This is a genomic window from Thiomicrorhabdus sp. ZW0627, from assembly GCF_029767005.1.
Lineage (GTDB): Bacteria > Pseudomonadota > Gammaproteobacteria > Thiomicrospirales > Thiomicrospiraceae > Thiomicrorhabdus.
Genome location: NZ_JARUQR010000002.1, coordinates 44,003 through 70,171 on the forward strand (window position 1 = coordinate 44,003; position 26,169 = coordinate 70,171).

Annotated in this window: 18 protein-coding genes; 6 read left to right on the top strand and 12 right to left on the bottom strand. The window is 50.6% G+C overall.

Going from position 1 to position 26,169, the window contains the following annotated elements; all coding sequences use genetic code 11:
* Positions 1-28 precede the first annotated feature (28 nt).
* Both QCB45_RS06515 and ggt read left to right on the top strand, forming a co-directional pair.
* Positions 29-1,984, top strand: coding sequence for an amylosucrase (locus tag QCB45_RS06515; RefSeq protein ID WP_279420060.1), 1,956 nt, complete (start codon positions 29-31; stop codon positions 1,982-1,984).
* Between the two features lie 123 nt (positions 1,985-2,107).
* Positions 2,108-3,823, top strand: coding sequence for a gamma-glutamyltransferase (ggt, locus tag QCB45_RS06520; protein ID WP_279420061.1), 1,716 nt, complete (start codon positions 2,108-2,110; stop codon positions 3,821-3,823).
* 22 nt (positions 3,824-3,845) lie between these two features.
* Here the strand turns inward: ggt and QCB45_RS06525 are convergent, their stop codons facing one another.
* The 7 genes from QCB45_RS06525 to QCB45_RS06555 form a co-directional block, all read right to left on the bottom strand.
* Positions 3,846-4,139 (bottom strand): hypothetical protein, encoded by a 294-nt coding sequence (locus tag QCB45_RS06525; protein ID WP_279420062.1) that lies wholly within the window; start codon positions 4,137-4,139, stop codon positions 3,846-3,848.
* 204 nt (positions 4,140-4,343) lie between these two features.
* Complete coding sequence (locus tag QCB45_RS06530) at positions 4,344-5,105, bottom strand: Spy/CpxP family protein refolding chaperone (RefSeq protein ID WP_279420063.1); 762 nt, start codon at positions 5,103-5,105, stop codon at positions 4,344-4,346.
* 349 nt (positions 5,106-5,454) lie between these two features.
* A complete protein-coding gene (locus QCB45_RS06535) occupies positions 5,455-6,093 on the bottom strand; it encodes a DedA family protein (RefSeq protein ID WP_279420064.1) in 639 nt (212 codons plus the stop codon).
* Positions 6,094-6,239: 146 nt separating this feature from the next.
* Positions 6,240-6,878 carry a hypothetical protein gene (locus tag QCB45_RS06540; RefSeq protein ID WP_279420065.1) on the bottom strand — a complete coding sequence of 213 codons (639 nt, stop codon included), beginning with the start codon at positions 6,876-6,878 and terminating at the stop codon, positions 6,240-6,242.
* Between the two features lie 332 nt (positions 6,879-7,210).
* Complete coding sequence (eat, locus tag QCB45_RS06545; protein WP_279420066.1) at positions 7,211-8,632, bottom strand: ethanolamine permease; 1,422 nt, start codon at positions 8,630-8,632, stop codon at positions 7,211-7,213.
* Between the two features lie 22 nt (positions 8,633-8,654).
* A complete protein-coding gene (gene eutC, locus QCB45_RS06550; protein ID WP_279420067.1) occupies positions 8,655-9,530 on the bottom strand; it encodes an ethanolamine ammonia-lyase subunit EutC in 876 nt (291 codons plus the stop codon).
* The gene (locus tag QCB45_RS06555) at positions 9,527-10,933 is read right to left on the bottom strand and encodes an ethanolamine ammonia-lyase subunit EutB (protein WP_279420068.1); all 1,407 of its coding nucleotides are present in this window, start codon (positions 10,931-10,933) and stop codon (positions 9,527-9,529) included. The genes eutC and QCB45_RS06555 overlap by 4 nt, the downstream gene beginning before the upstream one ends.
* A 172-nt stretch (positions 10,934-11,105) precedes the next feature.
* Here QCB45_RS06555 and QCB45_RS06560 point away from each other — a divergent pair, with 172 nt between their 5' ends.
* Positions 11,106-12,062, top strand: coding sequence for a helix-turn-helix domain-containing protein (locus tag QCB45_RS06560; RefSeq protein ID WP_279420069.1), 957 nt, complete (start codon positions 11,106-11,108; stop codon positions 12,060-12,062).
* A 75-nt stretch (positions 12,063-12,137) separates the two neighbouring features.
* Here the strand turns inward: QCB45_RS06560 and QCB45_RS06565 are convergent, their stop codons facing one another.
* From QCB45_RS06565 to QCB45_RS06575, 3 genes are all read right to left on the bottom strand, one after another.
* A complete protein-coding gene (locus QCB45_RS06565) occupies positions 12,138-13,019 on the bottom strand; it encodes a 3'-5' exonuclease (RefSeq protein WP_279420070.1) in 882 nt (293 codons plus the stop codon).
* A gap of 71 nt (positions 13,020-13,090) precedes the next feature.
* Complete coding sequence (locus QCB45_RS06570) at positions 13,091-13,534, bottom strand: HIRAN domain-containing protein (protein ID WP_279420071.1); 444 nt, start codon at positions 13,532-13,534, stop codon at positions 13,091-13,093.
* On the bottom strand, positions 13,534-14,475 hold the full coding sequence (locus QCB45_RS06575) for an RluA family pseudouridine synthase (RefSeq protein WP_279420072.1): 942 nt from the start codon (positions 14,473-14,475) through the stop codon (positions 13,534-13,536). Before QCB45_RS06575 ends, QCB45_RS06570 begins: the two co-directional genes overlap by 1 nt.
* A gap of 203 nt (positions 14,476-14,678) precedes the next feature.
* On the opposite strand from QCB45_RS06575, the gene QCB45_RS06580 reads away from it, so the two are divergent.
* The 3 genes from QCB45_RS06580 to QCB45_RS06590 all read left to right on the top strand — a co-directional run bounded on the left by QCB45_RS06580 (position 14,679) and on the right by QCB45_RS06590 (position 21,888).
* Complete coding sequence (locus tag QCB45_RS06580; protein WP_279420073.1) at positions 14,679-15,473, top strand: SprT family zinc-dependent metalloprotease; 795 nt, start codon at positions 14,679-14,681, stop codon at positions 15,471-15,473.
* Positions 15,474-15,547: 74 nt separating this feature from the next.
* Positions 15,548-18,298 carry a PD-(D/E)XK nuclease family protein gene (locus tag QCB45_RS06585; RefSeq protein ID WP_279420074.1) on the top strand — a complete coding sequence of 917 codons (2,751 nt, stop codon included), beginning with the start codon at positions 15,548-15,550 and terminating at the stop codon, positions 18,296-18,298.
* Positions 18,295-21,888, top strand: coding sequence for a UvrD-helicase domain-containing protein (locus QCB45_RS06590; RefSeq protein WP_279420075.1), 3,594 nt, complete (start codon positions 18,295-18,297; stop codon positions 21,886-21,888). Before QCB45_RS06585 ends, QCB45_RS06590 begins: the two co-directional genes overlap by 4 nt.
* Before the next feature lie 39 nt (positions 21,889-21,927).
* Here QCB45_RS06590 and QCB45_RS06595 read toward each other — a convergent pair whose 3' ends face one another.
* Both QCB45_RS06595 and QCB45_RS06600 read right to left on the bottom strand, forming a co-directional pair.
* Positions 21,928-25,086, bottom strand: coding sequence for an EAL domain-containing protein (locus QCB45_RS06595; protein ID WP_279420076.1), 3,159 nt, complete (start codon positions 25,084-25,086; stop codon positions 21,928-21,930).
* Positions 25,086-25,997, bottom strand: a complete 912-nt coding sequence (locus QCB45_RS06600; RefSeq protein ID WP_279420077.1) for a phosphate/phosphite/phosphonate ABC transporter substrate-binding protein — start codon at positions 25,995-25,997, stop codon at positions 25,086-25,088. The genes QCB45_RS06595 and QCB45_RS06600 overlap by 1 nt, the downstream gene beginning before the upstream one ends.
* Between the last annotated feature and the right edge of the window lie 172 nt (positions 25,998-26,169).

A 26,169-nucleotide genomic window follows, 5' to 3' on the forward strand; every position in this document is an offset into this window, starting at 1 on the left:
TAGGGTTTTTTAAGGGGCACTAACGGGTATGTACGAACAGATTTCACATTCACTTCTCAACGACATTCTCAATCAGATCAAACCGGAGATTTCCGAGCAGGATTTGAGGCATTTCTATACCCGTTTAGGTGCCAACTTCTATGCCATCCATTCTCTGTTCGAAAAGCTTTACGGCAAGCGCGACGATTTTGACCAACAGGCTCTGCGTCTCGTGGAGACGATGGCCCGAAAATACATCAAACGTCCTGATCATCTCAGACAGATCGATTTGGATAGAGAGAAGGATTACAACTGGTTTCTTAGTCAGAAATGGGTCGGTATGGCTTTGTACAGCAACGGATTTGCCGGTAATTTGAAAGGGATGTGCGACCACCTGAATTATTTCAACGAACTTGGCGTCAACATGGTCCATATCATGCCGATCATGCGTTGTCCGGAAGGGCATTCTGACGGCGGTTATGCGGTCAGTGATTTCCGTGAGATCGACGAACGGGTAGGGACGTTGGATGAGTTGCAGCAGCTTGCCGATGAGATGCGGGGTCGTGAGATATTGTTGGCTTTGGATGTGGTGCTTAATCATACCTCTGACGAACACGAATGGGCACAGCGTGCCCGCGAGGGCGATTCCAAATATCAGGATTACTACTACACCTTTGAAAACCGGCATGTGCCCGATATGTTCGAACAGAGTATGCCGGAAATCTTCCCTCAGACCGCACCGGGTAATTTTACCTGGGACGAAGAGATGGGCCGTTGGGTCATGACGGTTTTCAATAATTACCAGTGGGACCTTAATTACAGCAATCCGTCCGTATTTATCGAGATGTTGGACGTCATTCTCTTCTGGGCCAATAAAGGCGTCGATATCCTGCGTCTGGATGCGGTGGCTTTCCTGTGGAAGAAAATTGGCAGTACCTGTCAGAACGAACGCGAAGCCCATTTGATCCTGCAGTTGTTGAAAGACTGTTGCCAGGTGACCGCTCCGGGTGTTTTATTCATCGCCGAAGCGATTGTCGCACCAGTAGAAGTCACCAAATATTTCGGTGAGGACGCGGTTATCGCCAAAGAGTGTGAAATCGCGTACAACGCCACCTATATGGCACTATTGTGGGACGCGGTTGCTACCAAGAATGCCAAGCTGCTTAATCAAGGGATTAAGAGCCTACCTGTGAAGCTGGAGCGAGCGACCTGGTTGAACTATGTGCGTTGCCACGACGACATCGGTTTGGGCTTTGACGATCAGGATATCGTACAGGCCGGCTACGAACCTTTCGGACACCGCAAATTCCTGATCGATTATTTCACCGGACGGTTTGACGATTCCCATGCACGCGGCGTGCCTTTCGGTGAGAACGAGAAAACTGGTGATGCACGTATTTCAGGTTCTCTGGCCTCTTTGGTCGGGTTGCAATATGCGCAGGAAATAGGTGATCCTCAGGCGATTGAAGATTCCGTCAAACTGATTCTGCTTTTGCACAGCCTGATCCTTTCTTTCGGTGGGATTCCGTTGCTTTATTATGGTGATGAGATCGGCACCGTCAATGACGATTCTTATTTGAACGATCCCCATAAAATGGACGACTCGCGTTGGGTGCACCGTCCGTTCATTGACTGGGAAAAGGCCGAGCGCCGCAACGTGCCGGGCACGGTTGAGTATTCGATCTTCAGTGCTTTGAAGAGAATGATTTCGGTTCACAAGGAAATTGACGTTTTCGCAGATTTCAACAATCGTGAATTGATCGATGTCGAAAACCCGCACCTGTTCGTATTCGGTCGTTACAACCTGCATCGTCAGGGTGAAGGTGTGCTGGTCGTTGCTAATTTCGACAGCAAACCGCAGTCTATGAAGCTGGATGATGTCGGTAGTTGGGGGCATCCTCAGCACGGTCATTTAATCGATCTTTATACCGGCCAAAGTCCGGAGATATTCAAAGACACATTAGTCATTCCCGGTTTCAGTTTTTACTGGTTATGTGAGATGTGAGTCCGGTAAGGCGTCTAGATGGACGCCGTTTCTCTCTTGCTGTATCCTTTGCCCCAATTTAAATAAGCAATTAAAACCGAACAGGCCTGTCCGTTTGGTGATTCAGATGTGTGTGGTAAACGTATGATTAGAAAATCGATAATTTCATTGTTGACGGCCTTTAGCCTGTTTTTTGCAGCCGTGGTTTATGCCAAGCCTGCCGCGGTCGCCATGCCGGATGGATACAGTGCCGAAGTTGCCAAGTCGATTATGCAGCAGGGCGGTAATGCAGTGGATGCAGCTGTCGCGGCGGGTTTTGTTTTGGCCGTGACCTATCCGGAAGCAGGAAACCTCGGTGGCGGTGGTTTCATGACGCTTTACACACAGTCCGCTCAACATAAAACCCCAAAGGCATTCTTTCTGGACTACCGTGAAAAAGCGCCCAAGGCCGCGCATCGCGACATGTATCTCGACCAAGACAAGCAGGTGATTCCTTACCGTTCATTGGTCGGGTATCAGGCGTCTGGTGTGCCGGGAACGGTCATGGGGCTGTGGCAGGCGCACCAACGTTTCGGCTCATTGCCATGGAAGACCTTGTTGCAACCGGCAATCGACTATGCCGAAAAGGGGTTTAGCGTATCGGAACATCTTCAGGGGACGGCAGAATGGTTTCGTAACTGGATTGCCGACAAGTCGAAGCAGCCGTTGAATTTCAACGAGTATTTTCAAGGGTTGAAGGCGGGGGAAGTCTTCAAACAACCGCAATTGGCGAAGACGTTGCGCCGTATTGCCGAACAGGGGCCGGAAGATTTTTATCGCGGTGAAACCGCCAAGTTGCTGGTCAAAACCATGCAGTCGCAAGACGGTTTGATTACGTTAGACGATTTGAAAAGCTATCAGGCCGTTTGGCGTGAACCGGTTGTTGGTCAATGGCAGGGACGCGAAGTGGTTTCCGCGCCGCCGCCAAGCTCAGGGGGCGTGGCGATTGTTCAGCTGCTGAAAATGAAGCAGCTGCTGGCGGAAAAGCTGGAAGCGGCGTTGAAGCAGGCGGAAAAAGAAGGAATTGACCCGCTGGCGGTTAAAGCTCACTTTTATGCCGAGTTGGAAAAACGTGTCTATGCCGATCGTGCGTTTTATCTGGGAGACCCGGATTTCGTAAAGGTGCCGGTTTCAAAGCTGATTGCCGACGATTATCTGCAACGTCGAAGCCAATCTGTGCTGATGGATGAAATTTCAGAATCGGAATCGATTCATCCCGGCAAACTGGAATCGCCGGAAACCACGCATTTTTCGGTTATCGATTCTCAAGGCAATGCGGTCTCTAACACCTATACTTTGAACATGCCGTTTGGTAGCGGGGTTGTAATTAACGGCGCCGGGTTCCTGATGAACGACGAGATGGACGACTTCAGTACCAAGCCAGGCGTTGCCAATGTGTTTGGTGTGGTCGGTGGTAAGGCGAATGAGATCGCACCTGAAAAGCGCATGCTGTCGTCGATGTCTCCTACGATTGTGTTGAAAGACGGACAAGTTGAAATGGTAGTTGGTACGCCGGGCGGTTCCACCATTATCACGTCCGTGTTTCAGACCATCGTTAATGTGGTGGATGAAGGAATGGATGCCCAGCAGGCGGTGGATGCGCCGCGAGTGCACCATCAGCTTCTACCCAAGGATCAGATAGCCTACAATCCGGAGCTGCCGGAAACCGTCAAGACAGAATTGCAGGCGATGGGGTATACCTTGAAACAGAACAACTATATGGGAGACGTTCAGTTGATCGTCAGCCAGCAAGGTAAGGTGACCGCCGCATCCGACCGACGCGGACGCGGAGTGTCCGAGGTTTTCGAACTGCCTAATTGATCGGGAGCGAAAACGGAATCTGCTATTTGGATTCGTGCTTGCTGAAGAATTTTTTGAAAGCGCTTTCCAGATCCTTGCCTAACACTTCAAAGCGGTCGGACCAATCTTCCAGAGTTTGGCCGGCTTCATCGGAGAGTTCTTCGAATTCGCTTTTGGCGACGTCTAATTTAGCCTCAAGCTTTTCGATCTGCTCATGCATTTCCAGTTTGACTTCGGCCGCTTCGAATTTGGTTTTAGCCTTGAGTTCATTGATTCGCGCTGTGTACTCTTCGATTTTTGCTTCGGCCATCGCTTTGTATTCGTCTTTTTTGCTCATCGTGAACACTCCTCTGTGGTTCGATTTTCGTTTGCTGACGAAGGTTCTAATATAAACCCAATACCCTATGTTTTGAATTGATTTTAGGTAAGTTTTTTCACGTCTGTTGGATAGACTTGGGAATTGATGAGTTAGAGGTCGGGATAGGTTGTTGAAAACCGAACAGGCCTGTTGAAATCCGGCCTGTTCGGTTTGTTAGTGGGTTTAATCGTTATCGTTGTACATGGGATAAGGATAAGCACGACGCATCTGCTTTTTCTGCTCGTCGGTCAGTACGCCATCCATCTGTTTCTGCATTTCCATGCGTTTTCTGAACGCTCTATTCTGTAGGTCAGATATTCTGCCGTAGGCTTCCTTGATGGCGGCCGGGTCTTCTTTATCGGCTGTCATCAGGTCGCCGAGTTTTTTCTGCTCTTGCCACATTTCACGCATGGTATTGCGTTGTGATTTGAAGAGGTCACTGCGGATTTTATCGATACTTTTTTGCTGATCTTTACTCAGCTGGATTCCCATTCCGTATCCCGGACCCATCATGCCGTAGCCTGGACCCATCATGCCGCCCATCATACCGTATGGGCCCATCATTCCATATCCTGGACCCATTCCGTACCCCGGGTGCATGCCGTACCCCATTCCATAACCTGGACCCATGTGGTATCCAGGTCCTGGGCCGTAGCCCATTCCGTAACCAGGCCCCATGTGGTAGCCCGGACCATAACCTTGGCCCATCATTCCAGGACCCATGCCGTAGCCGGGCCCCATATGATAGCCGGGGCCATAGCCGTAACCAGGGCCTGGACCATAACCCGGTCCCGGTCCATATCCTTGGCCCATCATTCCATAGCCTGAACCACCCATCATACCGCGTTGGTAGGGCATGTTATCTGGTTCGTCCGCCATGGCGTAGGAAAGGGTGGAAATACTCACAATTGAAGACAACAACCAAACTTTCATAGAGGTTTTCATTTGATACTCCTTATATTGTTTTTTGTAACGTTACATCGTAAAAAAACAACCAAGAGGCCTGCGTGACAAATCTTGAAAATCTTGTCGGTAGAGCAGGCTGGATCAAGTTGAAGATGACCTGTTCTGAAACACTTGTTGCTAAGGCGGGTGAGTGATCGAGGGTAGAGAGTATCTTCGGATTTCGACGCCTTTTGATGTCGTAAATCATCTCAACTAATAAGTAGATTCTGCGCCTCTTTTTTTTTAATGTCAAAAAACCTCTTTTTATAGTCAGGATTTATTCAGGCTTTTGAAACAGCATTCAAATGTCATGGATAAGAAGCGGTGAGTCGATTTCTGGAAAGTCCCGTTATTTAGAGGTTTTTTCAGAAAGCCTGTGCTTTCTGATCGTGAGCCATTTGATCAGATAGTACAGTATTGCGGCTACGATTAAGCCCAGAATGATAACGTCAGCCCGTTTGACCCAGAGTTCGACTAGATTGAGGGATTGTGCAAACGCATAGCCGGTCAATGTCCATAGGCAGGCCCAGCCGATTGCGCCCAACAGGTTCCAGAACATAAATGTTTTGCGGTTCATTTGTACGCTGCCGGCAATGAACGGCACCACCTCTTTCATGCTGGGAATAAAGCGTCCCAGAAAGACACTTTTTGCGCCGTGTTTGTTCATGAAGGTTTTGGCTTTATGGATATGTTTGGGCTTGAGGAACCAGAAGCCGCCTTTGAGCCAACGGGCACCGTATTTTCTGCCGAGATAATAGTTCAAGTTATCGCCGAGTACAGCGCCTACCAGCGAGAACCAGATAAGATCGACAATATCCAGATAACCGCTTGACGCTAGGGCACCCAGTATCAGAATGATGGTTGTTCCGGGCAAAAGCATGCCGACGGCGACAGTGGTTTCTAGAAGCGCAACGAGCAAGGCGATCCAGTAGCCTTCAACACTGAAGTGTTCGATTGAGGGAAGCAGTGAATTGATTAGGTCGATCACAACAATAGTCCTTAATAAGATAGGGTAAGAACGTTTTAAGCCCTATGGGCGGTTGTCATCCATTGATTTGATTTTGGTTTAAAAAAAAGACCCGACCGGAAACGGATTTGTTTCCGAGCGGGTATGGGGAAATCAGTAAATCGTTTTTATTTGCCGATCATTTTCTGGCGTAGTTCCATGAACTGTTTGCCTTGGGTTTCAGCCTTTTTCAACAGGTCAGTGGTTTTAGGGTCAACCTCTACCATTTTAGCCTGTACGTTTGTTTTTAAAGAGGTGGCCAATTTCTGTACTTCCGGATCCTGGTAGGCTTTCTGCTGATTTTGCTGGAAAGTCAATTGACGCTTTTGGAAATTGACGACTTCTTCCTGAGATGGCTTGTTTTTGCCGTCTTGATATTTCGCCATAGTAGCTTTTAGCGCTTCCAATTCCGCTTTGGCATCGTAGTCCTTGGATGACATTTTTTTAAGCATGGTCACTTGAAGTTTGTCACGCTGTTTGACCAGCGACGGGTTTTTTTCAAATGTTTTCTGCTGGATGCTTTGTAGAGTCATTTGTGTGCTTTGCATTTCCTGCTGCAGCTTTCTCAGCTCCATCATGGTCGCTTGCTGTTCAGGTGTCAGTTTAGGCGGTTGCATTTGACCGTGTGCCATTGGGCCTTGAGGCATAGGGCCTGCGCTCGGTCCGGCCGGTTGTTCGGCCAATGCAGCGGCGGAAACGCTAAGTCCTAAGGAAAGAACCAAAGCGGACAATGCGGATTTAGAAACGCGGTTAAAACGAAAATTCATGAAATCTCCTAACTTTCAGGGAGAGACGGTTGCGCCAACCAAGACAAAAGCGTTCAAGAAACGGTCTGTCTATGCCCATCATCCGATCGGTGGACGGTCGGCGGTTCGTACAAAGCCTCAAAACAATTTAACGGAATTAAAATTCAGACGGTCACGGTAACAAAAGCCCGGTAGGAAAACAACAGGCACAGTCTTACAATAAAATGAAGTAAGTTTTGATGGTCGAGAAGAAGATCTTTAGGAGAGGGCTTTAGTAGGCCTTTAAAAATGAAAAGGCCTGTCAAGGAACCGGAACGGTACTGGCGTACCGAATCCGGTTTGTTTAGGGTTGCTTAAGAGATTTTCTGGTAAGCAGGTTCCAGTTCGGCTTGTGCCTGTGCCAACATTTCGAACTCTTCCTGTGCGCTGTGGGCCATAAGGTTGTTTTTGCTGAAAACAAAATAATAGGCCGCACCGATGGCGAACAGAATCATGGTGTAGAAGAAAGCGCGAGGGTCAAATGCATATACCCCGGTCAACGCCACCAATGAAAGCACCAGAGCGATTCCCGACGTGATGATTCCGCCCGGCGTTTTGTATGGACGTTCAAGTTCCGGTTGCTTGATTCTCAATACGATGTGGCTATAAGCCATCAAAGCATAAGAAACGGTTGCACCGACAACGGCCATTGCCAGAATCAAATCGCCCTCACCACTGAGCGAAACCAGAAATCCGAAAATTCCAGGAATGATCAATGCACGAGCCGGTACCTTCTTATGCTCTGTGGTCAGAGACAAGGATTTTGGAAGGTAACCCGCACGGGAAAGTGCGAAGATCAGGCGGCTGTAACCATAAATGATCGAGAAGAACGAGGCGATCAGACCGGCCAGTCCCAATAGGTTCACCAACGTCGCCAAGCTGTGATTACCGTTGGCATTCAATGCATCCACCAATGGAACAGCGCTTTTACTGATCATTTCCGAACCGGCTGATCCGGCCAATAGAAAGACCACAAGAAGCGCTGTGAACAACAGGAACAACATCGCACCGATGATCCCTTTTGGAACGTCTTTGGCTGGATCTTTAGCTTCTTCCGCCGCTAAAGGCACACCCTCAATCGCAAGGAACAACCACATAGCAAACGGCAGAGCGGCCCAAACACCGTACCAGCCCAGAGGCAAGAATGCAGAAGCACCGGCTGCGTCGCTCACGGCGATGTTGAACAAGTTTGATGCGTCGAAACTGCTGAAAAGCGCAATTCCGGTTGCCAGAATCGCAAACACTGCCAGTCCACTGATCACCATCATGATCTTCAAGGCCTCACCCACACCCATCAGATGAATTCCCACGAAGATAAGATAGAAGAGGGCGTAGACCCATACCCCTTCAAAACCGGTGAGTTCCTGAAAGGCGGAGCCGATGAATATGACGATGGCCGCAGGCGCCAAGGCATATTCAATGAGTACCGCAAGCCCGGTCATGAAACCAGCCGAAGATCCCATAGCCTGACGGGCAAAACCGTAACCGCCGCCCGCGGAAGGAATGGCTGAAGACATCTCAGCCAGAGACAACACCAAAGTCAAATACATGACTGCCATTAAAATTGCGGCGATGGCGAATCCACCCCAACCGGCCTGTTCAATCCCGAAATTCCAACCGGCGAAGTCACCGGAAATTACATAAGACACCCCAAGTCCGGCCAGCAAAAACCAGCCTGCCGTGCCTTTCTTGAGTTGCCGTTTCGCATAATATTCTTGATTGTTTTTCGTTTCCATTTTCTTACCTCCAAAGAGAGAGTCATTCAATTAAAAAGTTTTTTTCATTGCTGTCCCTGCTTATTGTTTTTTCATGGCTTCGATCCTTTAAGTTAACGCCTGAAAGTTTCAGACGGCGTGATTCCCGAATTAAGTACAGTGCTTTCCGGCTGGCCTCCTCATAGGAAAGTCCAGCCGGTCTGATATTGGAGATGCAGTTTCTTTCAGCATCGTGGCGTCCCACCTTCGGGTGCCAGGTTAAATAGAGTCCGAGGCTATCCGGTGAACTCAGTCCCGGACGTTCTCCGATCAATACGACGACCATCTCCGCTTTGAGCAATTCGCCAATCTCGTCTCCGATCGCCACCCGGCCTTGCTGGACGATGCTGAACGGAGCTAATTTGAGGTCATTTAAGGCCGGGTCTTCGGCCAGATTCTTTAAGAAGGTTTTCATAAACGGCTCGACATTTTGCTGAACGGCCTTCGAAGAAAGTCCGTCGACCACGGCAATGGCCAGGTCGTATTCCTTTTTGCCCGATTCGGAATAAGTGACAAGCTGATTTTTAGAGGCGGCTTCCAGTCTTCTTCCCATGTCCGGACGTTGCAGATAAGTGAATCGGTCAAGAGCGCGGCTTTGCAGAAGAAAAGGAGGCGTACCGTTAAAGGTTTGCAATGCGTGTAATTTTGAATGCAGCTGACTCACGTCCAGAGGCAGATGAACGGCATCTTTGGCTTGGGCGTGCGCAAGTTGGAATCCCAGCATTTCATGTGTCGGTAAACTGACCCCGGTGCGACCCAGTCCGATTCTTGCGTCGGTGAAACGGCGCAGTTTGCGCCATGGGTTATCAATCACCTCGGCAGAAGACGAAACCGGTTCAGAAGTTGCATGACTCTGTATGGAAAAGTCTTCGGTCTTCATGCGCTTTCCCCCGGCAAAGATTTCAACGAGTGTGCGAAAGAGGCTGGCATTTCATCCGGCAGTACAAACTGTTCCGTGTCTTTGAACACCGCCATGTCGGCCAGCCACTTCTCAAATTCAGGTGCGGGTTTTAGTCCCAACACTCTGCGGACATAGAGTGCATCGTGAAAGGAGGTGGTCTGATAATTGAGCATAATGTCGTCGGAACCCGGAATCCCCATCACAAAAGAACAACCTGCGACACCGAGCAGGGTGAGGAGGTTGTCCATGTCGTTCTGATCGGCTTCGGCGTGGTTGGTGTAACAGACGTCGCAGCCCATCGGCAGGCCAAGCAGTTTGCCGCAAAAATGGTCTTCCAGTCCGGCGCGTGTGATTTCTTTTCCGTCGAACAGGTATTCCGGCCCGATGAAGCCTACGACCGTATTCACCAATAGCGGCGAGAACTTTCTGGCGACGGCGTAAGCGCGGGCTTCGCAGGTTTGTTGGTCAATGCCGTGGTGTGCGTCGGCGGAAAGCGAGCTGCCTTGTCCGGTTTCAAAGTACATGACGTTATTGCCGACCGTACCTCGGTTCAACGAAAGCGCCGCTTCGCGGGCTTCAGCCAGAGTATTCAGGTTGAAACCAAAACTGGTGTTGGTCGCTTCGGTTCCACCGATGGACTGAAAAACCAGATCAACCGGCGCGCCCAGTTCAATCGCCTCGATCGTGTTGGTGACATGCGTCAGCACACAGGATTGCGTTGGAATTTGATAGGTCTGTATGACCTCGTCCATCAACTTCATGAGCTTGATGGCTTGTGAAACATTGTCCGTCGCCGGATTGATTCCGATGACCGCATCGCCGTTGCCGTAGAGCAGGCCGTCCAGAATACTTGCAGCGATGCCGTTCACGTCGTCAGTCGGATGGTTGGGTTGTAGGCGTGTCGCCAAACGGTTCGGCAGACCTATGGTGTCTCTGAACGCGGTGGTGATCTGGCATTTCTTCGCCACCATAATCAGGTCCTGATTACGCATAATCTTGCTTGTTGCTGCCGCCATTTCCGGTGTGATACCCGCGCGAATCCGCTCAAGCACTTCCGGTGTCGCCTTATCACTCAGTAACCAGTTGCGGAAATCGCCAACCGTCAGGTGTGATATCTCTGAGAACGCCTCGGCGTCATGATCGTCCATAATCAAACGGGTCACTTCGTCGGTTTCGTAAGGAACGACCGCTTCGTTCAAAAAGGTTTTGAGCGGCAGTTCCGCCAATGTCATCTGTGCGGCGGCACGCTCCACGGCGGATTCGGCAATCACGCCCGCCAAACGGTCACCCGATCGAGCAGGGGTCGCCTTGGCGAGCAGGTCGCCCAAATCCTTGAAACGATAATGGTATCCACCGAGTGAATATTGGTATTTAGAGTTCATTGGTAATAATTTCGAATGACTACGAGGAATAAAAGTTGCTTGAAAATTTGCAAGCGAGTTACATTCCGAGCGAATATCGAATTTTGGCAAATGTTTTAAAAGCCATGTAAAACAACTGTTTATAGTGGTTTAATTGGTTCATGTAGTGATGTTGGTCAGGAGGGTGAGCGAAATGTTGGGTATTAAAAATCAGGAAAGTGCACTATCTCGGTGCACTTTGAATACAAATGATCCAGACCAGCAAGCTAATAACCTGACCAACTGGCTACAGGAATACGATCAGATGAGTGAAGGTTCTTTTTATGGAAGGGTCGATAAACTCACCAGTCGGAATCTGCATGTGTTTCGGGAATACACAAACCGCGCTTTGCATCAGCAGTGTCAGATCTGGCCGGATGCAATCTGGTTCGGGATTCCGTTCGAGCGCAGCGAGGATGTGCGCATTAACGGTCAGAGTCTTGCAAGCAATACTTTGGCAACCCGTGTCGGCAACGAGGAGTTTGAACTGGTCACGCCCGAAGACTTCAATATCTACGGCATCGTGCTGGAAAGTTCTTTTCTCAATAACATCGCAGAGCTGCAAGGACTGGAGTTAAGGGAGCTTGATGTTTTCAAGTCGCCGGTCATTGAACTGGAACCGCAGAGACTCGAATCTCTGAAGTACAATTTGGCCGAAGTACTTGGTGCCAACTCCAACCGAATGGCCTCGCATATCAAGGAAGACATTCTGGTTTCCAGCCTGCTACAGGCCTTTCCGGATCATCCGACCCGCAAAAAAACCTTGCCGAGCTACAAGCATCGAAAAGATGTGGTCGAACGGGTCAAAGCCTATATTCAAACGCATCAACAGTTACCCGTGACCATGACCGAACTCTGTCAAATCGCTTACGTCAGCCGACGGACTCTGCAATACAGTTTCGAAACCATTCTGGGTTACAGCCCATTGAAGTTTCTGCGCATGACAAGACTGAATCAAGTCAGACGGGCACTCAAAAACGCACCTCAAGACAGTACCGTTATCGAGATCGCCGAAATGTGGGGCTTCACCCACGCAGGGCAGTTCAGTGCGGATTATAAGAAATTGTTCGGCGAATCGCCGTCGGAAACTTTGAGAAAATCAAATCGATAAACGCCTAAATTGGCGTTCATGTCACCGTAAAGAAAACCTAGTAGGCCTGCTAGGTTTTGAATTATCTTTTAACTCTTATCGCGCACGCACCGAGAAGCTGTCGGTGGCTTTGAGTTTGATGACGTTCGGGTTCGGGGTGTTGTGGTCGATCAGCCAGGCCAGTTCATCTTGCAGGTCGGAGTCGTCGATGACTTTCTGCCAGACGCGTTCGCCGACGTTCCAGCGATAACCGCGGCTGCGCAGGTCGTCCTTGATGTCGAACGGTGCGCCGGTGGCTTTCAATAATGATTTGCTGACGCGAACCGCTTTCAGCAGGAAGTGGAATGCCGGTTTTTGTGCGTCGGAGATCGGCATCGACAGCAGTTGTGTTAAGGCCTGCACATCATCTAAAGCGCGGTGGGCGCCGTAGAAGAACTGGCCGATTTTCCAGCACAGGAATTCTTGACTGCGTGAACCGACATCGGCCAGATTCAGCCAGTCGATCTGTGCCACAGAGCAGCCCCAGATTTTGTTTACGAATGTTTCACTGTAACGTTCCACTACCGGGCGGTCGAATCCGGCATTGTGCGCCACGCACAGTTGCACGTCCGCCAGTTCCTGTTCCACTTGCTGCCACGGAATGCTGTGGCCTTTGACGTCTTCCATAGTCAGTCCGGTAACCTGAGTCACTTCGGGGGTGATTTCACCTTTCGGTTCGTTGAGGAAGTTCTGCGCAGACAGCACTCGGTAGAAATGGCCTTCGGAATCGAACTCGACAATTTGATAACCCAATTCGATGATCTCGCAAACGTCGGTGTCCAATCCGGTGGTTTCGGTATCGATGATGCAAACCTTGTGGGTGGCTGCAGCCGGATTCGGTGTGTTGAATTGGTTGGCCGGTTGCAGTTTTCGAAGTACCTGATAGTCGTCAGACTGTTGCAGTTGTTGAACGCATTGTTCCAGATTGATTGAGTTCATAAGGTTCCCGACGGAAATTGGATTAAACGATTTTTAAACAGTATATGGCGAAGATTTTAACAGAGCGAAAATCAATCGGGGCGTGAATGTCGGATTTGTCGGTTCGGCCTCAGAAAATTGAGTCGGTGTGTCTGACGAATCCAGAAACTCAGCCAGAGAAAATACAGGTGTTGCAGCCAGTTGAAATCCAGTTCGCACGAACATTCCAGACGCAGAAGTTTGCCTCTGGCGACGGCTTTGGAGAGCGTCAGGCGGATATCGTCCGGGTGGTTTTGCAATTTACGTTTCAAGGCCGGTTGCCAGTAGCGCGCGAGTTGCCGTGGCAGGTAACCGAGCAGGTAACCGTCGTCGGGTTGCGCGAAATACCAGATTTGCATGGCGTGTTTGTCGTGCGGGTTCTCCGGTTCCGGTTTGAATGTCACCGTTTGTCCGTTGAAAATCAAACCTTGGTAAAAGGCCTCGTCAGCCGAATAGTAATAACTGCCTTTGACGGGAAAACGGTAACGGCGTTTCATCAGCCCGGCTCGGTTTGAGTTGTGTTTATCGGAAGTAAATCGAGCTGTTCTTCGTTCAGTTCGATGTCTATTGGCTCGCCGTCGACCGGGCAGGTGAACTGCAGGCGGAATGCGGTCAGTTGCAGGTCTGGTCGTTGTTCCATATTAAGTGAGTTATCAAGGGGTTCGTCGCCATATAATCGGTCGCCGACAATCGGGAAGCCAGCTTGCGAAAGGTGTTTGCGAATTTGGTGTTTGCGTCCGCTTTCAATCGTAACTTGAACTTGCGTCAGATTTCGCTCCGGTTCGTAAGCCAGGCGCTGTACATGCGTAACCGCCGGTTTGTCGTCGATTGGCGTTTTGTAGGTTTGGGTCTCTTGCGGAAACTCGCCGTGCACGATCGCTTGGTACTGTTTGTCTATTTGGTGTTTTTCGAACAGGCCTGTCAGGATCTGCGCCATCTTCTTGGTGTGCGCCAGAATCTGCAAGCCAGCGGTGGCGCGATCCAGACGGTGGGTTATCCAGGCTTGTCTCGGCGACGATTCGTTTTCCGCATGATAGTTCATTTCCACCCAGCGGTAGAGTGCGGTATGGTCGGCCCACTTTGAGCCTTGTGACAGAATGCCGCGCGGTTTGAACCAGACGCTGTACTGTTTTTTATCCAGCATCAGACGCGGGGCGGTGGCTTCTTCGTGCAACACATCGGGGTTGTAATAGAGTTCGATAAAGTCGCCCGGTTTGAGGTCTTTTTTGACGCGGCGTAAGCGGACGGGTTTCTGCTTGCCTTGCGTCAGCCATACCGCCCCTTTGCTGAAACAGGTTTTGAGTTCCGCTTTGGACAGGCCTGTGCATTCCGCCAAAGCATCGATGGCGGTTTGTTCTGTGTCGATCGGATGTTTGAAGTGCTGGGCTGTCGGCATGGAATTCGGCTGTCGTCGCGTTATAAGTGCAATGGCTTGCATTCTAAGCCACTTGAGCGGATAAAGGAACAACAGGCCGCTTTCGGGTTCGGGAGAAGCAATGAAAAGTGTGCAACAAAAAGGATGGATTAGCCGTTTCATTTTTTGTGGAGTCTCTATAATATTCATACAAGCGGCGTTTGGTTTCGAAGAGGGTTTTCGGAACATTCCAAGAGCCGGATTTTGGTCATGCGTGGGATTGCGATTTGTTGAATAAACTGCTGAAAACACAGCCTGTGAATAGTTTTACGGCCGGAGAGCATGAGCTGCCCGTGGTCAAAACCGCCCGTAAGAAATCGATCGCGCTCAAACACACGTCTTCGGGCATCGAACTGCACGTTCCACGTCATCTGTCCGAGCGGGCGCTGAACAAGCTGCTGCAACATCATTCACAATGGATTGCCCGCAAGGTACAGACTTTGCAGTCCAGACCACTGGAAGGCTTCAAGGCGCAACCGGGCGAGACGGTTTTGTTTCATGGCGAAGCTTATGAACTGCAATTTTCCGAAGCGGATGTATCGGAAAACCGGGCGGTTTCTTCAAGACGCCGTAAATCGAAACTGCAATGCCGCTTGCAGGACGGTGCTTTCTATCTGCATGGTATTGCCGAAAACGTCGATACCGAATCCGAAACGTTTCTGACTGACATCAAAGGGGCCATCCAACACTGGTTTATCGAACAGAGCCATGCTTACATCGAACCGCGAATGGAAAGCTATGCGCGGCAGATCGGCGTGCAGCCTAAAAGTGTTACCGTCAAAACCTATAAGTCGCGTTGGGGAAGCTGTTATCCCGACGGGCGTATCCAGTTCAACTGGAAGCTGATGCAGGCGCCGGAGTGGGTGGTGGATTACGTCATCGTCCACGAGTTGTGCCATCTGGTGCACGCCAATCATTCACGCAACTTCTGGCAACTGGTGGAGCGCCATTACCCACAAACGCCGCAGGCCAAACGCTGGATCAAACAGCATGGCGGGCAATTGATTCAATTTTTGAGCTAAAGAACCCCAACGTTTTGGTATGCTGAACCCCTTGTTAGAAACACATTGTTAAACCGACGATTTTGGAATTTTATATGTCCGTGATTCACCTAACCGCTAACAGCCGTTTGACCCAAACCTTGAAACAGCAGGCGCTTGCCAGTCAGACGCAGACGGTGATTGTGACGCCGCAGGTGATGACTATCGGGCAATGGTGGCTGCAATGGGAACAGGCCTGCCTGTTACGCGGCGAGTTGGCACAAGATGATCTGTCCGGCAAGATTCTCTCCACCTTTGAGGCGCAACTTGTCTGGGAGCAGGTTCTGGAGCAGGAGATCGAACAGCGAACCGACGATCAGGGACAGCCGCTGACGTTGTTGAATCCGTCGAGTACCGCCAAACAACTCTATCAGGCCTGGTCGTTATGGATGGAGTGGTTGGACGACTCACAGCGTGACGAGGTGTTGGAACTGCACTTCCATTCCGAAGAGGTCGAACTGTTCAAAAGCGGCGTTAAACGCTATCAGGCTATCTTGGACGAACATGGCTGGCAGGATGAAGTGCAGCATCAGCGCAAACGTTTGCAATGGCTGGCGGATGGAAAGGGACGTTTGCCGCAAAGCTTTGTACTGCACGGATTTGACGAAATCACACCATTGATGAAGCGTTGGCGTTCTATCGCCGAACAGCGTGGCTGTCAGGTATTGGTTCAGGCCGATATGGAAATCGAAACGGCACCGCAAGTGTCTCTCTATACCGCCCAAGACCCTTTGGACGAAGTCCGTCAGGTAGCAAACTGGTGTGTGCAACAGTGGCTAGAACTACAGAAGACCAAGCCGGTTCACAGCATCAAGATCGGTGTGGTCGCTCCGAATCTGGCGGATTACAAAGCCGCTTTGAGCGGTGCGTTGGACGAACAGCTCGCTTTGGCGCAACAGCAGTGGCTGCATTTGCAGAGCGCCAAAACCCATACTCTCTATAACTTGTCTCTCGGTGTTTCACTGCGTGAAGTGCCTTTGGTGAAGAATGCGCTTCAGACCCTCAAATTGTTTTTACAGCCTAGACGCACCTGCGCTTATAGTGAGTGGAGCGAATGGCTGATTTCTCCTTATACCGCCGAAAATGCCTTGCAGAGACAGCAGTCCGATGCAAGTTTACGACGAATGCAATGGACCAGTTTTAAGTGGCCGTCGCTATTGGCGGCGGAAGCGGGTGATAAACTGCCGAAAGGCCTGAAAAAGCGTCTGCAGCAATGGCAAAAGAAAATTGAAAGCGAATCGACCGCGTCGCTTTCCGTTGCCGAATTCGTCGATCTGGCGGAAGCTTGTCTTCAGACACTCGGCTGGGCGAGCTTCCGTGAACTCAACAGTGACGAATACCAGCAGAAGCAGGCGTTTGGCGATGTGCTTGCCCGTTTCCGCAGCCTGACGGCCACGCAAGGTAAGCAGTCTTTGAGCGAATGGTTGTCCGTATTGAACCGCTATGTTGGCGAAACCTTGCACCAGTCGCAAAGCCGTGGACTACAGCCGATCCAGATTATGGGAATGCTCGAAGCGGGTGGACAGCAGTTCGACGCGCTTTGGGTCATGGGACTGACCGACGAAGCGTGGCCAAGAATGCCGAACCCGAATCCATTCCTGCCGGTGGCCCTGCAGCGTACCTACAAACTGCCGCGCTGCGACGCTCAGCGCGAACTCGAATATGCCCGTCAGGTCACAAAACGTCTTTATGCCGCCGCACCGGTTCAGGTGTGGAGTTACGCCCATTATCTGGGCGAAGCCGAGCTATTAAACAGTCCTTTATTGGAGTCCGATCTTTTTGAACAGGCCTGTTCATTTACTCGTGCGGATTACCGGACCTTGGCGAGCGTGAATTTCGACCAGCGCAGCGATTTGGTCTGGGAGTTGGATAACCGAGGACCGGAAATTCCAGAGGGCACTCATGCACCGGGCGGAACCGGAATTCTTCAGGCGCAGAGCAAGTGTCCGTTGATGGCGTTCATGGATTTCCGTCTGGGGGCGCGCAACGATTTACAAGAGGTCGAAGACGGCCTGCAAAGCACCAATCAGGGAACCTTGATTCATGAGGTGCTGGAACATTTCTGGCAGGAGACCAAGACGCAGGCCAATCTGTTCACCTTGAGCGACGAAGAAATCCAACAGCGTCTGATCGACCTGATCCAAACCAGTTTTGATGGTTTGAAAAACGCCTTCGACGAACATTATCTGGCGTTAGAGCAGGCACGCATTTTGGAACTGCTGTTGCAGTGGATGGACGTGGAAAAACAGCGTCCGTCGTTTGCGGTTGAAGAGACCGAACGCGAGACCCTGATTAAATTGGCCGGCATTGAATTCAGAGTCATCATTGACCGCATCGACACAGTCAGCGGCGAGAAAGTGATTTTGGATTACAAGACCGGTAAGGCCAGCATCAACGACCTGTTGGTGTCGCCGGTCAAGGCACCGCAGTTGGCGGTGTATCTGCACACCTTGGAAGATTCGGTGGCCGGAATCGGTTATGCGTTGCTGCATTCCGATGACGGCGTCAGCCTGAATGCACTGGCGGCGGAAGACGAGGTTCTGAGCGGCGGGCGTTCGGTGAAAGTGTTCGCGAAAATGGCCGAGAAAGAGGGCAGCGATTTTTATGAGGTGCAGTGGCCGGATTTTCTGGAGAGTCTGAAGCAGGAGGTATTGGACTTGGCGCATTCGATTCAACAGGGCGTGGCGGATATGCGTTTCGATAAACCGGCGGATATCGCCTATGCTGCGAGCTTGTTGGCGTTGAGATTGCCGGAAGTGGAGATGCAGTTGGCGCAGGCCGGAATCAGAGCGGAGGAGATCGAATGAGCCGTTCGGATTATGAAGAATATGCAGCCATGCAAACGGATTTGTTCGGAGAGGCTGAACCGGATTTTGAAACCGGAACCGACATTTCTGTAGCGCCAAGCCTGGAAACCCTGTTCGGTTTGCAGCCTGACGGAGAATTAACGGATGGCGGAGCGCGTTTCGAGGCGATCAGCCCGTTCGAGTCGTTTATCGTTCAGGCTCCGGCAGGTTCCGGTAAGACCGCCTTGCTGACCCAGCGTTTTCTGGCGTTGCTGTCGCAGGTCGACCAGCCGGAAAAGATCGTCGCCATGACCTTCACTAAAAAGGCCGCCGCCGAGATGCGCGAACGTATCATCGGCGCTTTGAAATTGGGGCAGAAAACCGCTTTGGCGGAGGATGCTTCACTATACGAAATCAATACCTGGAAACTGGCACGCAAAGCGTTGTTGCGCGATTCCGAACAGGCCTGGTCACTTCTGGAAAACCCCAACCGTTTGAGAATCAAGACTATCGACGGCATGAACGGCTTTCTGGTCGGACAGATGCCGTTGCTCTCGAAGATGGGGGCGCAGCCTCAGGTTTCCCAGAACGCCGATCCGCATTATCTGGAGGCGGCTCGTCTGGCGTTGAAAGACCCGAACTGCAACGAAGCGATGGCGAGTCTGTTGCGACTGGTGAACGGCCGTTACAACCGTGCCGAAGCACTGTTGGTCAACATGCTCAAGAAACGAGACCAGTGGATGGGCAGTTTGCTTTCCATGCAGGGCGAAAAAGCGCGGGAAATCTTGGAACAGGCTTTGAGCCTGATTGTCGAGCAGGAGCTGGAAACCCAGCTAGCGCACCTTAAAGCGGTGATGCCGCTGTTGCGTGAGGCTTGTGAACTGGCCGACTTTGCGGTGCAGAACGATCAAGAAGGGTTACAGCCTTTGTGTGGTTGGAACCTCAAGGGTGACATTGAAGATTTGGAAAAGTGGCGAATTCTCGCCGACTGGATTGTGACCAAAGACAACAAGAGCGTCCGTAAAACAGTCGATAAAAGAAGTGGGTTTCCGGCCGGAAAAGGCGAAGCCAAAGATAATAAAGACCGTTTCCTGAATGCGTTGGCCGGATTGCGGGAAGCGCCGCAATCACAGCAGATTTTGCAGAGTCTGGTGGTGCTTAAAGGCTTGCCGGATCCTCGATACACTCAGGATCAGTGGGATAACCTGCAATGGCTGATTCAACTGTTGACCATGGCGGCGGGCTATCTGAAAGTGGTGTTCCGTTCACAGGGGCAGGCCGATTTTATCGAAGTGGCGCAGGCGGCAAGTCAGGCGTTGGGCACTGAATTGGAGCCAACCGAGTTGGCGCAGCAACTGGATTATCAGATTCACCATTTGTTGGTGGATGAGTTTCAGGATACCAGTAGCGAGCAGTATGCGTTGATCAGCAAACTGGTGGCGGGTTGGCAGCCGGGTGATGGCCGTACCCTGTTCATCGTCGGTGACCCGATGCAGTCGATCTACCGTTTCCGTGAAGCGGAAGTCGGGAACTTCCTCAAGGCGTGGCAGGGCAAGATCGGCGAAGTCAGTCTGACGCCGCTGAATCTGGTGGTGAACTTCCGTTCCAGCCGTTCGGTGGTTGAATGGGTCAATCAGACGTTCCATAAGGTGTTTCCGAAACAGGACAATATCGAAACCGGTGCGGTACGTTACAGTCACGCCGAAGCATTCTCGGAGCGCAATGATGTTGCTGTTTACACGCACTGGAATTTGAATCAGTCGGCCGAGAGCGAAGCGGTTGAGGCGGTGCAGTTCATTAAACAGCGTCTGGCGGAATTGCAGGATCAGCCTGATAAGAAAATCGCGCTGTTGGGGCGCACCCGTTCAAGCCTGATGGTGATCGCCAGTCTGTTGAAACAACAGGGCATCGGTTTCCGGGCGGTGGAATTGGAGTCGTTGCAGGCCAGACAAGAGATTCAGGACTGCCTGGCGTTAAGTCGCGCGTTATTGCATTTAGCCGACCGTCCTGCATGGATTGCGTTGTTGCGTTCACCGTTGGTCGGTTTGTCTTTGAATGACCTGCATGCACTTTTGGGCGGTGATTTTTATCGTCCGGTCTGGGACTTGATTCAGACTGACCGCTGGTCGGACAATTCGCTTAGCGAGATTGGGCAACAGCGTTTGCAGTCGGTTCTGCCGGTGTTGCAGGAAGCGATAAGGCGTTTGGGAAGCCTGCCGTTTTCGGTGGTGGTGCGCGAATGCTGGCTGCAACTGGACGGCGCACAAACCGTCGAAAATGCGACCGCTTTGGATAACGTCGAGGTTTTCTGGCAGACGTTGGCGCAGGTCGACAGCGAGGAGTTGAACGCCAAAAAGTTGGACGACCTGATTGAAACACTTTACGCCAGCCCGGATGCGTCGCCGCAGAGTCAGCAGATTGAGCTGATGACTATGCACAAATCCAAAGGGTTGGAATTCGATACTGTGATTCTGCCGGGATTGGGGCGCAAACCGCGCGCCAATGACAAGGAGTTGGTGTCCTGGTTGCAGTTTTTGGGACCGGATGTCGAAGTGTCGGGTGCAATGCGTGAATGGTTGGTGATAGCTCCGTTGGATCAGCGAGGACAAGGCGATTCACTTCTGGCAGGCCTGTTGAAACGTTTCGAACAGGAAAAAGCGGATTACGAGCTGGCAAGACTGTTGTATGTGGCGGCCACGCGTGCCAAGACGCAGCTGCATTTATTCGGTTCCTTGTCGTATAAGATTTCCGAAAAATCCGACAAGGTCATCACTCCGGTAAAAGGCAGTTTGTTGGAACCTTTGTGGTGTTGTGTCGGCAGTGAATTCGAACAAATGGCCGCGGCTTATGACGAAGAGGAAACTATGTTGGAAGTCGAACCTATTCTGCCAAAGGTGAGCCGTTTGCCGATGGATCGTAACCGTTTGTCCGAGCAGTTGGATTTTCAGCCGTTCAAAGCTGAAAGCGCAACGCTTGAAACGGCGGTGGAAAGTATTTCGGACGCGATTTTAGAACCGGAAGAGGTTACTGCCGAACGTTACAGTGAGGTGGGCAGCGATCAGGCCTTGTTGAATACCTCGGTCGGTAACCTGGTGCATGCGGTGTTTGAATTAATGGCGCAGGACGATGTCCGCCAATGGTCGCAAGCCGAACTTGAAGCGTGCAGTGATTTCTATCTGCAATGGCTCAAGCAGGAAGGCTTACAAGGTGAATTATTGCAGGAAGCGCATCGACGTGTGATGAAGTCTTTGAATAATGGATTGGCTAACGACAAGGTGTGTTGGGCGTTACAAGCCGATCATCTTGAATCGCAGACGGAATATCCGTTGACGTCTCTGGAAGAAGAGGCCGTGGCGAATCATATTGTCGACCGTACTTTCGTGGACGAAGCGGGAACGCGTTGGATCGTGGATTACAAAACCAGTTTCTTCGAAGGGGATGCTGACAAGATTGAAGCCTTCATCGAAAAACAGGTGGCGCACTATGAACCTCAGTTAGCCCGTTACGGCCGCTTGTTCGATGTGTTGGATGCAACGCAGCCGAATGGTGTAAAGGCGCAGAAGTGGGTGTTGTATTTCAGTTATCTGGATCGCTGGGTTGAGTTGAACTAGGCTCGATTTGCCGCCCGGACGGAAGTCCGAGTGGCCGTTTTAGAATTCGAAATCGTCCAGAACCAGAGCGTTGATCTGTGAGGTGCTCTTCACCAGACTCTCGAATTCCGGCTGTGCGATAGGGCGGCTGAACAGGTAGCCCTGATAGACGTAACACTGGTTCTGGTTCAGGAAGTCTTTCTGGTCGTACGTCTCCACACCTTCCGCGATAACTTCCAGTTTCAAAGTGTTTGACATGGCGATGATGGTTTTGACGATGATTGCGTCGTCATTGTCCACCGTCAGGTCGCGGATAAAGGACTGGTCGATCTTGAGCTGCGACAGCGGCAGACGTTTCAGGTTCGACAGTGATGAGTGTCCGGTTCCGAAATCGTCCATCGAGAAACGCACGCCGATGTCGCGCAAGGCGTTCATGGTGAGGATGGTTTTCTCGATGTCTTTGACCACCACCGATTCGGTCAATTCCAGTTTCAGGTAATTCGGATTGGCGCCGGTTTCTTCCAGAGTCTTCTTGACCTTCTCCACAAAGTCGTTTTCAGCAAATTGCTTGGCACTGACGTTAACCGCCAGTTTAATATGGTTCAATTCAGGATCATTACGCCATTTGACCAGGGCTTCACAGGCGGTTTTCAGCACCCAGTCGCCGATTGGAACGATCAAGCCGGAATCTTCCGCCAGTGGGATGAACTGGGCAGGGGAGATGAACCCCTTTTCAGGATGATTCCAACGAATCAACCCTTCTGCGTAGATGATTTCCGCGTGCTGGTTTACCTGAGGCTGGTAATAGAGTTCAAACTGCTTCTGGTCGATGGCAGCACGTAAATCCGCCTGCAAGCTGGCGAGCTGCTCAACGTTGGTCTGCATCTGTGGATCAAAGAAGCGCACCGTATTGCGACCATGTTTCTTGGCCTGGTACATTGCCAGATCGGCATGCATCAGAATTTCGTCCGAGTGGTTGTGGCGGCAATGAATAATTTCCACCCCGATACTTGGACTGGTGTGGTGGCTTTGATGCCCGACAGTGAACGGATTTCTGAAAATATCAAGAATCTTCAAGGCAACCTCTTCCGCATGGGTGGCGGCTTGTTCACTGTTCTCGCCGAGGTTTTCCATCAGGATAACGAACTCGTCTCCACCGATACGGGAGACCGTATCCACATCTCGTACCGCCGAGGAAAGACGGTTTGCGACTTCCTTGAGCAGTAGGTCACCGACCATATGACCTTTGGAGTCGTTCAGCGTCTTGAAGTTATCCAGATCGATGAAGAACAGGGCTCCGCACTGATGGGTTCTCTGGCTGTGGAGGATGGCTTGTTCGAGACGATCTAGTAATAGGCGTCGGTTAGGAAGTTTTGTTAACGGATCATAAAATGCGAGTCGCTGAATCTCTTCCTGTGCCTTGTGGCGTTCGGTAACGTCTGAGAAATTGGCTACGAATTGGGTGATTTTGCCGGTTTTGTCGACGACGGCGGTGATGGTCAGCCATTCGAGATAGATGTCGCCATTCTTGCGTCGGTTCCAGATCTCACCTTGCCAAAAATGATTCTTCAACAGGTTCTGCCACATCTGACGATAGAACTCTTTATCCTGTACGCCCGAATTCAAAATGCGCGGCGTTTTGCCGATGACTTCGTCTTGGCTAAAGCCCGTCAGCTTGCTGAAGGCTTTGTTGGCTCTCAGAATGTTTCCCTTCGGATCGGTGATCATGATCCCTTCTTGGGTTTCGAAAGCGGTGGCTGCGATATGCAGCGCTTCGTCGATGGCTTTTTGATCGGTGATGTCCTTGAAACTGACAACCGAGCCTTTAAGACGGTTGTTGATGATTAGTGGCTGGCTGGAGACAGAGGCCAGCATCTCATGCCGGTTTTTTCTTATGAAGACGAGTTCGCCCTGGAAGGTTTCCCCGTTGTTGGCGGCTTCTTCGATTGGGCAGTGGTGTGCTCCCGTTGCTGTATCGAGCGCTTTATGGAATAAGTCATGAGGGTTGAGCCCAAGCAGCTCTTCTTCGGAATAGCCAAGTATTTTCTGCGCGGATTCGTTGGCGGTTGAGATCAGTCCGTCTGTATCGGTGACGTACAGACCTTCTCCGATGGTGTTGTTGATACCCTCAAGGTAAGTTTGATATTGATACTGTTGTCTTCTTGACGCCAGTATGCGCCACAGACCGTATGCGAACAGAATCACGATCAGAGTCAGGATCGTTCCGTAGGTCCACAAACGTTGGTGATTAACGGTGATTTCGTCGGCTTGGCTCAAGGAAATCAAGTAGGCCATGTTTTGTTGATTGATGTCGTGGATCGGAGTAAACGTCAACGCGTAATATGTCTTTCCGAACGGGTAGACCTTGGCAAACTCTTCACCATGATCGAGGTCGGCATCCAGGGAAGGATCGTTTTTAGCAATCTCCGAGATGTCGTGCATGGTCTGCGATAGTGGCAGAGGTGTTTGCGGAAGGATTCTAAAGGCATCCTCTTCCAGCCATTCGGATGAAATCGGGCTGGGTGAGTAGATGTAGGAGAACTGTTTGAAACTCTTGGCTTCCAACAATTTTCGATTGTACAGAATGGTGAATTCATGCTGTGGATTGAACAGCGCAATCTCTTTTCTCAAGGATTCGAATTTTTGGCTGAGTTCGACACTTCCCAAGTGACGTCCTTTGTAGATGATCGGGAAGACGTGGCGCAGGCCGGATATGATTTTACCGCTTTCGTAGGCGTATACCGGGCGCAGGGTCTGGTTGGCTTTGACGACGGTAGGGCGAGCCTGGCTCAGATCATCACCGAACTTCTCAGGTTGGTGAAAACGCAGGAAACTGTGGTTATCCGCGGTATGAAAATGCAGCTGGAAATGTCCGTCATTTTGGCGAAGTCGTTTCTGGTAATAAGGGTAGAGAAGACGGTAGAGATCAATTCGCGCTTGTTGCTCTAATCTTGGGTTTTGCGCCTTTACAAGTAATTCGAGCACTTCCGGTTGGTAGATTTCAGATTGGAAGCGAGCTTCTACACCGCGCTGGAACATTTTGGTTGCAGCTTGCCAGGCGATTTCTTGTTTAGAGATGAGCTCATCCAGATAAGTCTGGTTATCGGTTTTGTATACTTGATAAAGTCCTTGGAAGAGGACGATCCAGACCAGTAGACTGAACGCAATGGCCGTTCCCCAGTCTCTTAGGTGATACTGTTTTTTCGAGTTGTTTATCATTATTTTGAACGCCCCAGGCTTTCATAGTCTACGTGGCTGTTACGTTCAATCACTTTAAGTTCTTCAAAAAGCTTCATTGAAACTGGGCTAAAGCCGGTAGATCCCAACCCCCATGAAACGTCAGGTTCGTAGTCCAACATGGCTTTTTTCGCCTGTTCAAGCTGTTGTGCGGACAGAGTTTTTGGATTGCCGGCAATGATGAACTGGGGCAGCGGTTGGGAAGATGCGAGTATTTTAAGGCCAAAGTTTGAATAGCGTTCGGCTATGAATTTTGCCAGACCACCTATCTGATATTCGTTGCGCATTAAGGATAATGCAACCCGTTGGTGGGAGCCGGTAAAGTGATAATCCATTTGAGACAGTTTTAAACCTTGCTGTTTTAAAAGGTGTTCTGTCATGAGCCAACCGCAGGTTGAGAGAGGGTCTGTCAGAGCCACTTTGACGTTGGGCATCTCAGCAAGTTCCCTGATGCTTTTGATTCCGTCCACCGGTGCCGCCAGTACGCATCGGTGATGCCCCGATTCTAATTGTTGGTTGACCGAAACTAAGGGGGAAATCCAGGACGCCCGTTTGCTTAATTGAAGATAGAAGAGAGGACCCGCTTCCACAAAGTCGATTTCTCCATTCTGAAACGCTTTTAGAATGGATTTGTTGTCATCGTAAAGTTTTGGGATGACTGGGCGGTTTAAAGCGGTTTGAAGTAGTTGAATGAGTGCCTGGCTTTTGGCGACGCTTCGTTTGGCATTGCTCATCGGCAGGGGGGCAAAATAGAGTGCTGATGCTGAATCGGGCTGGTTGTCCGCGTAGCCTTTAACGCTGAATAGTGCCGTCAGCAAAACGACGGAAAAAATGCCGATCCGTTGTCGTAATGATGTTAGCGCATTGTTTTTTGAAAATTGCGTGTTCGGCACTCTTTATGTATCGGAAATTAGTATTTAATAATATCAGCCATACTAGCATAAAAACGGGAATAGAGAACTCGTATTCTCTCGTATTTATCGGGCATTTTACGGTTTTTATATTTGAGTGTTTTACTGGGGTATTACAGGGAGTTGTGCTTTTTCTTTACAATCCATTCATTCA